The sequence below is a fragment of the Campylobacter sp. FU_520 genome (assembly GCF_025772385.1).
Classification (GTDB): domain Bacteria; phylum Campylobacterota; class Campylobacteria; order Campylobacterales; family Campylobacteraceae; genus Campylobacter_D; species Campylobacter_D lari_C.
Genome location: NZ_JAKMRZ010000015.1, coordinates 1 through 14153 on the forward strand (window position 1 = coordinate 1; position 14153 = coordinate 14153).

14 protein-coding genes are annotated in these 14153 nt (G+C 29.6%); 8 read left to right on the forward strand and 6 right to left on the reverse strand.

Annotation, left to right across the window (positions count from 1 at the left end; translation table 11 throughout):
- Positions 1 to 582 precede the first annotated feature (582 nt).
- The gene (locus tag L8W55_RS06305; protein WP_263677876.1) at positions 583 to 1035 is read left to right on the forward strand and encodes a DUF411 domain-containing protein; all 453 of its coding nucleotides are present in this window, start codon (positions 583 to 585) and stop codon (positions 1033 to 1035) included.
- Between the two features lie 10 nt (positions 1036 to 1045).
- Here the strand turns inward: L8W55_RS06305 and L8W55_RS06310 are convergent, their stop codons facing one another.
- From L8W55_RS06310 to exbB, 3 genes are read right to left on the reverse strand one after another with little or no spacing between them, the layout of a single operon-like run.
- A complete protein-coding gene (locus tag L8W55_RS06310; protein WP_263677878.1) occupies positions 1046 to 1699 on the reverse strand; it encodes an energy transducer TonB in 654 nt (217 codons plus the stop codon).
- Positions 1696 to 2085, reverse strand: a complete 390-nt coding sequence (gene exbD, locus L8W55_RS06315) for a TonB system transport protein ExbD (protein ID WP_263677879.1) — start codon at positions 2083 to 2085, stop codon at positions 1696 to 1698. Before exbD ends, L8W55_RS06310 begins: the two co-directional genes overlap by 4 nt.
- The gene (gene exbB, locus L8W55_RS06320) at positions 2078 to 2509 is read right to left on the reverse strand and encodes a TonB-system energizer ExbB (RefSeq protein ID WP_263677901.1); all 432 of its coding nucleotides are present in this window, start codon (positions 2507 to 2509) and stop codon (positions 2078 to 2080) included. The genes exbD and exbB overlap by 8 nt, the downstream gene beginning before the upstream one ends.
- A gap of 157 nt (positions 2510 to 2666) precedes the next feature.
- On the opposite strand from exbB, the gene L8W55_RS06325 reads away from it, so the two are divergent.
- Positions 2667 to 4760: a TonB-dependent receptor domain-containing protein gene (locus L8W55_RS06325; protein WP_263677880.1), complete on the forward strand. Its 2094-nt coding sequence runs from the start codon at positions 2667 to 2669 to the stop codon at positions 4758 to 4760.
- On the opposite strand, the gene L8W55_RS06330 is transcribed toward L8W55_RS06325, so the two are convergent.
- Both L8W55_RS06330 and rho read right to left on the reverse strand, forming a co-directional pair.
- A complete protein-coding gene (locus tag L8W55_RS06330; RefSeq protein WP_263677881.1) occupies positions 4757 to 6289 on the reverse strand; it encodes a DNA polymerase III subunit gamma/tau in 1533 nt (510 codons plus the stop codon). The two genes, L8W55_RS06325 and L8W55_RS06330, sit on opposite strands and share 4 nt — an antisense overlap.
- A 2-nt stretch (positions 6290 to 6291) precedes the next feature.
- Complete coding sequence (gene rho, locus L8W55_RS06335; protein WP_039617780.1) at positions 6292 to 7596, reverse strand: transcription termination factor Rho; 1305 nt, start codon at positions 7594 to 7596, stop codon at positions 6292 to 6294.
- Between the two features lie 175 nt (positions 7597 to 7771).
- Between rho and L8W55_RS06340 the strand changes: the two genes are divergently transcribed.
- Positions 7772 to 10117 carry a heavy metal translocating P-type ATPase gene (locus tag L8W55_RS06340; RefSeq protein ID WP_263677882.1) on the forward strand — a complete coding sequence of 782 codons (2346 nt, stop codon included), beginning with the start codon at positions 7772 to 7774 and terminating at the stop codon, positions 10115 to 10117.
- Complete coding sequence (gene ccoS / locus L8W55_RS06345) at positions 10114 to 10323, forward strand: cbb3-type cytochrome oxidase assembly protein CcoS (RefSeq protein ID WP_214099529.1); 210 nt, start codon at positions 10114 to 10116, stop codon at positions 10321 to 10323. Before L8W55_RS06340 ends, ccoS begins: the two co-directional genes overlap by 4 nt.
- A gap of 11 nt (positions 10324 to 10334) precedes the next feature.
- Here the strand turns inward: ccoS and L8W55_RS06350 are convergent, their stop codons facing one another.
- Complete coding sequence (locus L8W55_RS06350) at positions 10335 to 10640, reverse strand: c-type cytochrome (protein WP_087700117.1); 306 nt, start codon at positions 10638 to 10640, stop codon at positions 10335 to 10337.
- Positions 10641 to 10769: 129 nt separating this feature from the next.
- Here L8W55_RS06350 and L8W55_RS06355 point away from each other — a divergent pair, with 129 nt between their 5' ends.
- Genes L8W55_RS06355 through gmhA form a run of 4 tightly spaced genes read left to right on the forward strand, consistent with a single transcriptional unit; the run spans position 10770 to position 14151 of the window.
- Positions 10770 to 11285, forward strand: a complete 516-nt coding sequence (locus L8W55_RS06355) for a D-glycero-alpha-D-manno-heptose-1,7-bisphosphate 7-phosphatase (RefSeq protein ID WP_263677883.1) — start codon at positions 10770 to 10772, stop codon at positions 11283 to 11285.
- Positions 11282 to 12235, forward strand: coding sequence for an ADP-glyceromanno-heptose 6-epimerase (gene rfaD, locus L8W55_RS06360; RefSeq protein ID WP_263677884.1), 954 nt, complete (start codon positions 11282 to 11284; stop codon positions 12233 to 12235). Before L8W55_RS06355 ends, rfaD begins: the two co-directional genes overlap by 4 nt.
- Complete coding sequence (gene rfaE1 / locus L8W55_RS06365) at positions 12228 to 13601, forward strand: D-glycero-beta-D-manno-heptose-7-phosphate kinase (RefSeq protein WP_263677886.1); 1374 nt, start codon at positions 12228 to 12230, stop codon at positions 13599 to 13601. The genes rfaD and rfaE1 overlap by 8 nt, the downstream gene beginning before the upstream one ends.
- Positions 13591 to 14151 (forward strand): D-sedoheptulose 7-phosphate isomerase, encoded by a 561-nt coding sequence (gene gmhA, locus L8W55_RS06370; RefSeq protein ID WP_263677887.1) that lies wholly within the window; start codon positions 13591 to 13593, stop codon positions 14149 to 14151. Before rfaE1 ends, gmhA begins: the two co-directional genes overlap by 11 nt.
- The last annotated feature ends 2 nt before the right edge of the window (positions 14152 to 14153 follow it).

Below are 14153 nucleotides of genomic sequence, written 5' to 3' on the forward strand. Positions count from 1 at the left end.
AGTGGTTTAGTTATTATGAGCTTTAGTGATTTATCTTTTGTTTTTTGGATGGTTGGATATTTGACTTGGTTGATTTATGTTTTTATTTCTATATCTTTAGTAATTTAATTGGCTTGACTGTTTTAATTTTTTCAATTTTAAATTGCTTATAGTAAATTTGTTTTTTTAGTATTTAGTGGTTTTTATATTTTTAGTTGGTGGTGGATTTTTTGGTGAGGTAGTAGAGCTGGTTAGTGGCAATACTTTAATTTGATGTTTGAATCTATTGTGGCTGATAGGTTTTAGTTTTTTATGTCTTTGTTTTTATTTGTTTTAATTGCTTATATTTTTGTTTTTAATTAATCTGATAAATTTGGGTTTAAGTTTTTAATAGAGTTTATAAATTTGGTTTGAAATTATTCATTGAATGTTTTATTTGGTATATAGCTTGGGTTTTAGTTATAGGTAAAGTTAATATTTGTAATAAGTATTTGTGAGTGAAATAGGAGTATAATTAGTATATTTTAAAATAAAAATTATTGGTTTTATAAAAAATATTAATTTTTATAATGTATTTTATCTTTTTTTATTTTTGGAGGATATATGAAAAAATTATTTTTAACTTTATCGTTGGGTTTTACAACTTTATTGGCTAATGAAAAATTATTAAATATTTACGAAAGTCCTACTTGTGGATGCTGTGATCTTTGGGCTAATTATATGAAAGATAAAGGTTATAAAGTGCAAATACACAAAAGTGAGGATTTTTTAAAAATAAAAGAAAAAATGAATATTCAGCCTATGTATCAAAGTTGCCATACTGGCATAATTGATGGCTATGCTATAGAAGGACATGTGCCTGAAGATGCAGTTGCTTGGCTTTTGAAAAATAAACCTGAAAATGTTATAGGTATTTCTGCTCCTGGTATGCCTCAGGGAAGTCCTGGAATGGAGCAAGGCTACGAAGAAGAATATCCTGTAGTTTTAATGCTTAAAAATGGAGATTATAAAATTTATGGAATTTATAAAGGACATAATTTAATCAAGACAAACTAAGCAATTTTGCTTAGTTTATTTTATATATTAATGGTATTCTTATATGAAAAGTTTTTTCATACTGCGGAAAATTCTTAGACGCTATATGTATAGTTTCTAAGGCACTATCGTTCAATAATTTATATTTTGATGGTTTTAATATTTTTAAGTTTAATAGATTTTTATCTTTAGTCCATGTGAATTCTACTAAAATTTCACCACTCATTCGCATTTTTTTGGCTTGTCTAGGATAGATTAAAGCTTCATCTATAGCTTGTTTGACTTCTTTTAAAAGCTCATTGTTATTAGCTAAAGATATGCTTTCTTGAGAAGTTATTGGAGTGTTTTTTTCTTGTGCTATAGTTTTTTGAGGTTTTATTTCTTCATTTGATTGATTTGTTATCTTGGTATTAGCTAAAGTATTTACTTTTTTAGGTTGCATAATAGCTTTTTCTTTTGTTTGTTTTAGCTCTTTTATTTTTTCTTGTTTAGGCTGTTCGGTTTTTGCTTTAGGGGAATCTTGCAAAAATTGTTTTATAGCTATATTAAATTTTTCTTCTTTTGAAACACTATGTTGTATATGTAAAAAATTCTTAGTATAAATAAAAACAAAAAATAAAGGCAAAAAGAGAAATAAAGTGATAAAAAAGGATTGATTTTTATGATTATTTATGAATGTTTTCATCTTTTTTGCTCTGTTAAAATTTGAAAATTTTCATGATTTTTATTTTTTAAAATATCAATAATTTTTATAAAACTTTCAAATTTTGCTTCTTTGTCACTTTTTAACTCTACTAAGGTTTTAGAATCTATAGTGTCAAATTTTGCTTTTATTTCTTCTAAGGAAGCTGTTTTTCCATCGATATAAAATTCATTTTCTTTGTTGATTAAAATACTTACTTTATCTTTATTTTCGTTTATGGAATTTGAATTTTCACTTTGAGGTAGATTGATTTTAATTTCACCATGCGCGATAAAGGTGGATATGCTTAAAACAATAGCTAGCAAAACAAGCATTATGTCTATAAAAGGAATGATGTTTAAGCCTTCATTTTTTGGTAATTTAAGCATTTTTATCCTTAAAAATACGATATGCATTACTCAAGGTTGATATTTTTCTAAGTAATCCATTATAAGCCATCAAAGAAGGGATGGCAACTAAAATTCCTAATGCTGTAGCTTTTAAAGCTAGCGATAAACCAATAACAATAGATTTAACATCAATATTCCCACTTGCTCCCATGTCGTAAAATGTAATCATAATCCCTACTACAGTTCCTAAAAGTCCTACATAAGGAGCATTAGTATAAATAATATAAAGCATAGTAAGATTTTCACTAATTGCATCATCAAATTTTTCTTGACATTGATAGTCATTTAGTTTAATTTTTCTAAAAAACAAGATACGTTCTATAGTACACCATATAGCAATAAATGCCATTACCCCTAAAACAATAAATATAATTAAGTCAATGTAAGTTTTTAAAAATTCCATCATACCCTCATCCTAAAATTTTTTGTGATTATATAGCTAAAAATTAAATTTTTTATTAATAACAATTATCATAATTGATACAATAAATTTATTTTAAATTAATAATTATTATCATAATATTCCAACTTTGAAAATTTGTTTATCAAGAAAGGAAATAATGAAAAAACATTGTTTATCGTTTTGTGTTGCTAGTTTTTTGGTCTGCAATGCTTTATCACAAGAAGTTTTATTAGATAGCTCCATAGTAAGTGCTTCGGGTTTTTCTCAAGATATCAAAGAAGCCCCTGCTACTATAAATGTGATTAGCAAAAAAGATTTAGAAAGTAAGCCTTATAGAGATGTTGCTGAAGCTATTGCTGATATTCCTGGTGTAGATTTATTTGCTAGTAAGGGAAAAACTGGATCTTATAATATCACCATGAGAGGTATTACTGGATACACTTTAATTTTAATCGATGGACGCCGTCAAGGGATAGGTGGAGAAGTAGGACCTAATGGTTTTAATGAAATTTCAAATTCATTTTTACCGCCAATTTCTAGTATAGAAAGAATAGAAGTGATAAAAGGACCAATGAGTACTTTATATGGTTCTGAAGCTTTAGGTGGTGTTGTAAATATCATCACAAAAAAAGTAAGTGATAAGTGGGAAACATCGGTCAGTTTAGATGGTATTTTTAATGCACATAGAGAATGGGGCAATACTTATGGTACAAGTATATATTCAAGTGGTCCATTGATGAATGATCGCCTAGGATTAACCTTACGTTTTAGAGAGTTTTATAGAGAACAGTCGAATGTTGAATTTAGTAATGGAAGTGGACAAAGAGTGCAAGGTGATCAAGCACAAAGTCCTACAAAAGCTAATAATTTTAATTTAGGAACTAGGTTAAATTATTTAGTAGATGATTATAATACCTTGATATTTGATATCGATTTTTCAAGAAATCATTATGATAATAAAAAAGGCCAACTCGGTACATTAACAAAACCAACAGATAAAAATGATGGTTCTTTAACAGGTGGTTATACAGATACTATGCAAGTAGATAAGTTGGTAACTTATTTAAGCCATGAGGGGATATATGAAGACTTTTCGATTACTTCTACCTTGCAGTATAACCGTGTAAGTAATGATGGTCGTGAGGTAGTTGGTCAAAAAACACAACCATTTTTAGGACAAAATAGAGATATAGTTGCTGAAGATATTATCGTAGATACAAGATCAGTTATTCCTTTAGGTCAAAGTCATATTTTAAGCGTGGGTGGTGAATATAGACTTGAAAAAATGCAAGATAAAATCGCTAATCCTACAAATTTTGATCAATATTTATTAGCTCTTTTTGCAGAAGATGAATATAGCATAAGAGATGATTTGAGATTTACTTTTGGCGCAAGATATAATCATCATGAAATTTTTGGAAATAACATTTCTCCAAGGGCTTATTTGGTTTATAATCCTACTAGCGAACTTACTTTAAAGGGTGGTGTTTCAACGGGCTTTAGAACTCCATATGCTAATAGATTGATAGCAGGTGCTTATAATTATAGTGGACAGGGTAAGTACCCTATGTATGGAAATCCAAATTTAAAAGAAGAAACATCGCTTAATTATGAATTAGCCGCTGTTTATAATAATGACTTATTTTATATTTCAGCAACCGGCTTTCTAACCAATTTCAAAGATAAAATTTCTAGTCAAAAATTTAGTAAAGACAATATGATTTCTGGTATTGGAAAATGTGAAGCTGATAGTTGTTATCAAGCGATTAATCATGGCAAGGTTGAATACAAAGGCATAGAGCTTGGAGCGGGGATTACCCCTATAGAACATTTAAATCTAGATTTAGCTTATACTTATCTTGATAGTGAAGTAAAAGATGCGCAAGATAAGGCTGTGATAGGAAAGCCAGAAGTGGATAGTTTAAAACACAACATCATGTTAAAAGCAAGTTATAATATCTTTAATAAATTCACTCCATGGGTAAAAGGTGAGTGGCAAATAGATCGTTATATGGGCGATACAAATATTAATAGAGAATATTATCAAGATGTCTTTTTAGCTTCTATGGGTGTGCGTTATGATATCAATAAAAATTGGAATATTAATGCAGCAATTTATAATCTTTTTGATAAAAGTTTTACAAATGCTTGGGAATCTTATAAAAACAAAGGTGAAGATACTTGGGTAAATACTTATAACCGTATAGAAGAGGGAAGAAGAATTTATATTTCAATCAATGGTAGTTTCTAATTTTGTATTGTCGGAGAGCCAAAGAGCTTATTAAGAGCTTCTTTGGTTTCGTCTTTAGGATTGTATTTTTTAGCGTCTTTTTTAAAATTTTCAAAATGCTCATTTAAATTTGGTGTGTTTTTTACTTCTTGTTTTATGGGAGTTTTAAATATATCTTGTAGTTTTTGAGTATCTATGGTTTCTGTTTTTTGAATTTTGATTTGTACTTTTTCTCCAAAAAGCTCATGAAGTAATGTTTTGATTAATTTAAAACCATTGTTTAAAACCATTCTATCATTATCTTTAGCGTGTGAGCTAATACTTAAAATATCATCTTCAAAAGAAATAAATTGAGTGGTTTTTTTAAAAACTTCAGCTAAGTCATAATCTCTTTTATATATTGCTTTTAAGAGATTTTCATAAGGATTAAGTTTTTCTTCTTTAGGGGTTTGTTGAATAGAAGGAATTTCTTGTTGTTTTGGACTTGGCATGCTATCTTGTTTTGAACTTTTAATAGCCTCATCAATGCTTTTTAGATAAGTTGCCTCTATAAGCATGAAAGCCATAACGCAAAGCACAAAACTATCATCATCACTAGAATTTAACATAGTCTTAGCGCGTGAAAGAATTCTAAAAAATCTTTCATAAATTAACATAGAAAAAAGATTATTTTTGGCAAAAAATGCTTCTTTCAGAAAAAATATCATCTCATCAATGACATTACCTGCTTCATAATCTTCAAATTCTTTTAAAAACTCAAGAACTTTATCCTTATCATTAGCTAAAATGGCTTGATAAAATTCTTCAATTTTAGCTGGATCTAAAAAGCCCAGCATAGCAGTAATTTTTTGTGTTTGTATATCATTTTGACAATACACTATGGCTTGATCTAGTAAGGTTAGGGTATCTCTTAAAGAACCATTTCCGCTTCTTGCAATGAGTTTTAAAGCTTCTTTTTCGTAGTTGATATTTTCTTTTTCTAAAATCCACTCAAGATGATTTAAGATATCATGAGTAGAAATTTGCTTAAATCTAAAATGCTGTGTTCTTGAAAGAACTGTGGCAGGAAGTTTTAAAGGATCAGTTGTTGCTAGTATAAATTTAACATAGCTTGGTGGTTCTTCTAAGGTCTTAAGCAAGGCATTTGCAGCTTGTGGGGTGAGCATATGCACTTCATCGATAATAAAAATTTTAAATCTAGCTAAAGATGGAGCGTATTTGACTTGCTCGATAAGCTCTTGTATATCTTCTAAGCTTCTATGGCTTGCAGCATCCATTTCTATAATGTCTATATTAGAGCCATTAAGTGAAGATAAACATTGAGAACATTCACCACAAGGGTTAGCACTTGGTCCTTTTTCGCATACTAGGGCTCTTGAAAAAATTCTTGCACTTGAAGTCTTTCCGCTTCCGCGTAGTCCTGAAAACAAATAAGCATGTGCTAAGCGATTATTTTCAAGAGCGTATTTTAAGCTTGTAGAAACAGTATTTTGCCCTACAAGTTCATTAAAATTTTTTGGTCTGTATTTAACAGCAAGAGCTTGAAGCATTGCTACTCATTCATGATAGATAATAACTCTTCATTGCTTTTGGTTTTTAGCATTTTAGAGTATAAGAATTTTAAAGCCTCTATATCATCCATTTGTGAAATAGCTGATCTAATTGCCCAAATTTTTTGAAGCTTTTCGACACCTTGGAGTAATTCTTCTTTTCTAGTGCCTGATTTTATGATATTAATTGCAGGGTAAATTCTTCTATCTGAAATATTTCTATCAAGAACGATTTCGCTATTTCCTGTTCCTTTAAATTCTTCAAAAATCACTTCATCCATTCTCGAGCCTGTTTCTATCAAAGCAGTTGCTATAATGGTTAATGAGCCACCATGCTCTATATTTCTAGCTGCACCAAAAAAGCGTTTTGGTTTATGTAAGGCATTTGCATCAACCCCACCACTTAAAACCTTACCACTACTTGGCGTAGCAGTATTATAAGCTCTTGCTAATCTTGTAATAGAATCAAGTAATATAATGACATCTTTACCTGTTTCTACCATCCTTTTTGCTTTTTCTATGACAAGCTCAGCTACTCTAACATGATTATAAGCAGGTAGATCAAAAGTAGAGCTAAAAACCTCACCTTTTACACATCTTTGCATATCTGTAACTTCTTCAGGGCGCTCATCTACCAAAAGTACAATCAAATGAGCCTCTGGGTGATTTTTAGCAATAGCAGTAGCTAATTCTTTCATTAGCTCAGTTTTACCAGTTCTTGGAGGTGCTACGATTAAGCTTCTTTGGCCTTTTCCTATAGGGGCAAATAAGTCAAGCATTCTACCTGTAAGTTTTAAAGGATCGTATTCTAATTTGATTTTTTCAGTTGGAAAAATTGGAGTAAGATTGTCAAATAAAGGTCTTTCTCTAGCTTCTTTTAATGGAAGATAATTAATTGCTTCAATTTTTAATAAAGCATAGTATTTTTCTTGATCTTTTGGTTCTCTAACTTGACCGGTAACTATATCTCCAACACGCAGAGCAAATTTGCGAATTTGTGAGTTTGATACATAAGCATCATTTACGCTATCGCTTAAATTTGAATCCATTCCACGCAAAAAGCCATAACCTTCAGGTGAAATTTCTAAAATCCCTGTAAAGAGTATAAAGCCACCTTTTTTGGTTTGTGCTTTTAGAATTTCAAAAATAAGATCTTGTCTTCTAAATTCTCTTGGATTTTCTATTTCTGCTTCATTGGCGATTTTAACTAAGCTTTCTAGATCAAGCAACTTTAAATCTTCTATCTTATAACCTTCCACCGGAATGTGTGTTCTTTGATGTTGTTTTTTTTCTTTTGTATTTTCCATATATCCTCTAAAATGTAGAAAATGTAGTATTTAATAATGAATAAGAGATTTTATTCAAAAAAATGCTTCTTTGTCAAATTTTTAAAATTATAATATAGCTTTGTAAATAATTTTTAAAATAGTGATTTTAAAAAAATGATAAAATATTGTAAAAAATTATTAAAGAAAGTATAAGATGAAATGCAAACACTGCCAATTAAGCTTTAGACAAGATCAAATGATAGAAAAAAATGGAAATTATTTTTGCTGTAAGGGTTGTGAGAGTGTTTATGAGATTTTGCAAGAAAATAATTTAGAAGAATTTTATGAAAAACTTGGCAATCAAACCCTAACCCCTGCGATAATAGAACATAATGTTAAAGATTATGAAAAATACATACAAAAAACCAAAGAAGGTTTTAGTGAGATTTTTTTACTTATAGAAGAAATTCACTGTGCTGCTTGTGTTTGGCTTAATGAAAAAATCCTCATTAAAAGCGAAGGAGTGATAGAAGTTGATATTAATTCTATTACTCATAAGGCTAGAATTGTTTTTGATGAAAAAAGCATAAATTTAGCAAAAATTATCCAAAGTATAGAAAGTATTGGTTATAAAGCTAGTGTGTATTTGCCTACAAAAAATGAACAAAGAGCAACTCAAACCAAAAGAGATTTTTATGCAAAATTAATAGTTGCCATAGCTTGTGTGATGAATATCATGTGGATATCTGTAGCCAAGTATGCTGGGTTTTTTAGTGGCATGGAAGCTGATACTAAGGATATTTTACATTTTGCTGAATTTTTACTTTGCACTCCTGTGCTTTTTTACACAGGCTCGATCTTTTATAAAAATGCCTATTATGCTTTAAAATTTAAAAGTGTTAATATGGACACTTTGGTAATTAGTGGAGCAAGTTTAGCTTATATATATTCAGTGTGGGCGATGTTTTCAAGAGCTTCGCAAGTGTATTTTGATTCTGTAGCGATGATTATTTGTTTTGTTTTTATAGGAAAGTATTTAGAGCTTTTAAGTAAGAAAAAAGCTCTTGATACGCTTGATCATTTGCGATCGTTTTTAAGCAATGAAGTAAGGATATTAAAAAATGACAAAATAGAAAATATCGATGTAGAAGAAGTGCAAGTAGGAGATATCATAGAATTAAAAGAAGGCGATAGGATTTTAATAGATGGAGTGTGTGTTAGTGGTAATATTAGCTTGGATATGTCTAGTTTAAGCGGAGAGAGTTTACCGCTTGATGTGCAAAAAGATGATATGATTTATTCTGCCTCTTTGGTTTTAAGCGGGAATGCTTTATATAAGGCAAATGCACTTTATAAGGATTCTAAATTAGCTAGGATTATTAATTTACTCGAAAACTCAAGTTCAAAAAAAGCCAAAATAGAAAAAATGGTACAACAAGTAAGTAAGTATTTTTCACCTATTATCTTAACTTGTGCTGTGCTGTGCTTTGCTTTTACTTTTTTTGTATTAAATTTGGGTTTTGAAGAAGCTATGATACGCATGGTTTCTGTGTTAATCATAGCTTGTCCATGTGCTTTGGCTTTAGCTACACCGGTAAGTTCTTTAGTAGCAATTAGTGCTGGTTTGAAGGAAAAAATTTTATTTAAAGAAGCAGGTGTTGTGGAGGATTTGAGCAAGTGTAATGTGGCTGTGTTTGATAAAACAGGGGTTTTAACAAAGGCTAGTTTAGAAGTTAAAAAAAGCTTTTTAGATGAAAGGTTAGATAAAAATGAGTTATTAAATTTCTTACACCTAACTAATCACCCAGTGGCCAAAAGCATTTTGAAATTTTTAGATGAAAAAATTGATAGCAGAATAGAATTTGAAAAAGTTCAAAATTTTCAAGCAAGAGGTTATAAAGCCTTTTTGGGTAAAGATGAATTTTTGGGAGGAAATGAGAAATTTTTCAAAGAAAATCATATGCAAGTACAAGAATTTCAAACTACGCATTTTATATTTGCTAAAAATAAAACTATATTAGCAGTTTTTGAATTAGAAGATAGTATAAGAGAAAGCTCTGAAGAGTTGATTGGATTTATGAAAGAATGTAAAATGCAAATTTATATGTTAAGTGGTGATAATTTACATGCTGTGAGCAAGGTGGCTGAAAAATTAAAAATAAATCATTTCAAAGCTTCATGTATGCCAGAAGATAAAATGCAAATAATAGCTAACTTAAATCAAACAGGTAAGGTTTTAATGGTAGGAGATGGGGTAAATGATGCTCTAGCGCTTTCTTATGCAGGTGTTGGAGTTTCTTTAAAAGAAGGTTCTGAGCTTGCTATGGAAAATAGTGATATTATATTGTTAAAAAATGACCTAAAAAGCTTACAAAAGGCTATACAAATAGCTAAAAAAACTTATCAAATTATTAAACAAAATTTAGCTTTTTCTTTATTTTATAATGCTTTGAGTATGCCTTTGGCTTTTTTTGGTTTGATTAATCCTTTAATTGCGGCTTTATCAATGTCTTTTAGTAGTATAATAGTGATTTTAAATGCTTTAAGGATTAAAAAATGAACGGTGTTTTAATGATGATGATAGGCGTTTCTTTGGTTGCTTTGTTTTTAGCAATTTGCGCTTTGCTTTGGGGTATAAAGAATAAGCAATTTGATGATGATTATAAATTTACTACTTTAAATGATAGTGAAGATGCGTTAAACGATGCGGTGATTTTAGAAAAAAGAAAAAAAGAGGCTTTGGAAAAGAACAAAAAACAGCCATAAAGGCTGTTGAATTATTTTTTTAAGCTTTCAATATAATCTTCAATTGCTTTGAAATCTGCTTCTGTTAAACCTTTAAGGTTAATTTTCATGATCGCTCCTTGACCATAAGCATTTCTTTTACCTGCTGCATAATCTTTCATGTATTGTAATCTTTCGGCTGCAGTTAAAGTATTTAAAGCAGGAACTTTGTTAAGGTAAACTTTATCTGCTTTAGCACCATGACATACTGCACATTTTTTATAAAGTGTAGCACCATCTGCAGCAAAAGCTGAAACACCAAGACATGCTAAAGCTGATAAAACAAGTAGCTTTTTCATTGTATCACTCCTATATAAATTGAAAATAAAATGTGTTTAATTATAAGCTTTTTTTATTTAAAGTCGCTTAAAAAACTTTTTTACTTGATAAATTATAAAATCTTAAAAAAAATTCATTATAATTTTTTCATGAAAACAAAGGCGTTATTTTTAGATAGAGATGGGATTATTAATATAGATAAAAAATACGTTCATAAGATCAGTGATTTTGAATTTTGTGATGGTATTTTTGAGTTTTGTGAATTTTTTCAAAAGCAAAATTTTTTAATTTTTGTAGCTACTAATCAATCAGGCATTGCAAGGGCTTATTATAGTGAAAAAGATTTTGAAATTTTAAGCTCATATATGCTAGGTGAGTTTTTGAAAAGAAACATTAGAATAGAAAAAATTTATCACTGCCCGCATTTAGAAAATTGTGAATGTCGTAAGCCAAAACCTGGCATGCTTTTAAAAGCACAAAAAGAATTTAATATAGATTTTTCACAATCTTTTTTTATAGGGGATAATTTAAGTGATATGCAAGCTGGAATCAATGCTGGTATAAAAAATCTATTTTTGATTAGTGAAAATTATAATGATGATGAAAACTATAAGATCTTTAAAAATTTAAAAGAACTTTTGCATTATTTAAAGGATAAAAAATGAAAATAGTGATAACGGGTGGAGCAGGTTTTATAGGCTCTGCTCTTGCTTTAGAACTTCAGGATAAACATGAGGTTTTGATTATAGATAAAATGCGCTCAAGTGCTACTTTTGAAAATGGAAATTTAGAAAGCTTTGGTCATTTTAAAAATATTTTAGATTTTGAAGGTGAGCTTTATGTGGGTGATATTAATGATGAAAAAACTTTAAAAGTTATAAAAGATTTTAAACCCGATGCGATCTTTCATAAGGCCGCAATTTCAGATACAACTGTTTATGATCAAAACAAAGTTTTAAAGACTAATTTAAACACTTTTAAAGATTTTATAGAACTTGCCTTAGAACTTAATGCAAAATTAATCTATGCAAGCTCAGCTTCAGTTTATGGAGATGCACCAAGCCCACAAACTGTAAATTTAAGTGAAGCCCCTAAAAATCCTTACGCATTTTCAAAGCTAATGATGGATAAATTAGCAAAAAAATACTTTGATAAAATGCATATAGTTGGGCTTAGATATTTTAATGTATATGGCAAGGGAGAATTTTTTAAAAATAGCACTGCTTCTATGATTTTGCAATTTGGACATCAAATTTTAGCGGGTAAAAGCCCGCGTTTGTTTGAAGGAAGTGATCAAATTTATCGTGATTTTGTATATATTAAAGATGTTGTGAGTGCAAATTTGCAAGCTTTAGAAGCAAAAAGTGGAATTTATAATGTAGCTACAGGTAAGGCAAGAACTTTTCAAGATATAGTTGATATTTTACAAAAAGAATTAAACACTAATTATCCTTGTGAGTATATTCCTAATCCTTATAAAAACGCTTATCAATTTCATACTCAAGCAAAATTAGATGAGAGTTTTTCATATAAAGCTAAATTTAGTCTTGAAGAGGGAATAAAAGATTATTTAGATGAGATTAAAAGGCTTTATGAAAAGGAAGTAAATGCTTGATTTTTTAAGTTCTAAAAAGCCAAAAATTTTAGTTGTTGGGGATTTTATGGTGGATCATTATATATGGTGTGATTGTACTAGAATTTCTCCAGAAGCTCCTGTAATGGTGATGAAATCACAAAAAGAAGATAAAAGACTAGGCGGAGCTGGTAATGTGTATGCAAATTTAAAAAGTCTTGGCGCTGAGGTTTTTGCTCTAGGGCTTGTGGGTGATGATGAGAGCGGGAGGTTTTTAAAAGAGAATTTAAATGCAAAATTATTAGTAGAAAAAGGTAGAAAAACCCCTCTTAAGAGCAGGGTTTTATCGCATTCTCAGCAAGTTTTAAGACTTGATGATGAGAATGATTTTGATACTAAATTAGAAGATGAAATTATCAAAGAATATAAAAAAATCGCAAAAGATTATGATGCAATTATTTTGAGCGATTATGCCAAAGGAGTTTTAACTTCAAAAGTAACAAAAGCTTTGATAGAGCATGCAAATACTTTAAATTTACCTATTTTGATTGATCCAAAAGGAAGTGATTTTAGCAAATATCAAAATGCAACCTTGCTAACTCCAAATAAAAAAGAAGCTATTCAAGCTTTGGGTGTAGAAAAAATTGATAATTTAGAAAAAGCTTTGAAAAAATTAAAAGATGATTTAAATCTAACTTATTCTATTATAACTTTATCTGAAGAAGGAATAGCATTTTTTGATGAAAAATTGTATATTATTCCTGCAAAAGCCTTGGAGGTTTATGATGTAACAGGAGCTGGAGATAGTGTTATAGCCATGCTTGCTTATACTTTGGCTTTAAAAGTTGACATTGCAAAAGCATGTGAGTTAGCAAATGATGCAGCGGCTGTTGTGGTAGCAAAAGTGGGAAGTGTGAGTGTAAGTTTAGAAGAGATAAAAAATCTAAAAAAAGCTTCTTTTGAAGATAAAATTAAAAGTAAAGAAGAGCTTGTAAAATTAATACAAAATCAAAAAGTAGTTTTTACCAACGGATGTTTTGATATTATGCATTATGGTCATATAAAATATCTTGAAAAAGCTAAAAAATTAGGAGATATTTTAGTTGTAGGTTTAAATTCAGATGAAAGCGTAAAAAGACTAAAAGGAAACTCAAGACCTATAAATTTAGAGTTCCAACGTGCATGTATGCTTGCAAGCATGTATTTTGTAGATTATGTAGTGATTTTTGATGAGGATACTCCTTATGAATTAATAGAGTTTTTAAAACCTCATGTGCTAGTTAAAGGAGCTGATTATAAAGATAAAGAAGTAGTGGGTTCAAATTTAGTAAAAAAAGTAGAATTGATTGACTTTGAAGATGGATTTAGCACTACCAATATAATTAATAGGATTGCAAATGATAAATAAAATTGAAAAGGAATTTATTCAACATCAAAAAACTTTAGAACAAAGTTTGAGTTTAAAAGAGCAAATTGCTATGGTTGCTCAAGAGTTAAAAGTATGTTTGAAAAATGGAGGGAAAATTTTAATTTGTGGAAATGGTGGAAGTGCTGCAGATAGCCAACATTTTGCAGCTGAACTTAGCGGAAGGTATAAAAAAGAAAGAAAGGCTTTAGCTGCTATTGCCCTAAGCACTGATACTTCTGCTTTAAGTGCTATAGGAAATGACTATGGTTTTGAATTTGTTTTTTCAAGACAAGTTGAAGCTTTAGCTAGCAATAAAGATGTATTGATTGGAATTTCTACTAGTGGAAAAAGTCCAAATGTGATCAAAGCTTTTGAAAAGGCCAAAGAAATTGGTACCAAATGTATAGGGCTTAGCGGAAAAGGTGGTGGAGCGATGAATGCATTATGTGAGCATAATATAGTCATTCCAAGCGATGATACAGCTAGAATTCAAGAAATGCATATTTTAATCATACACTGCTTATGTGATTTGATAGAAGAAGAATATTAAGT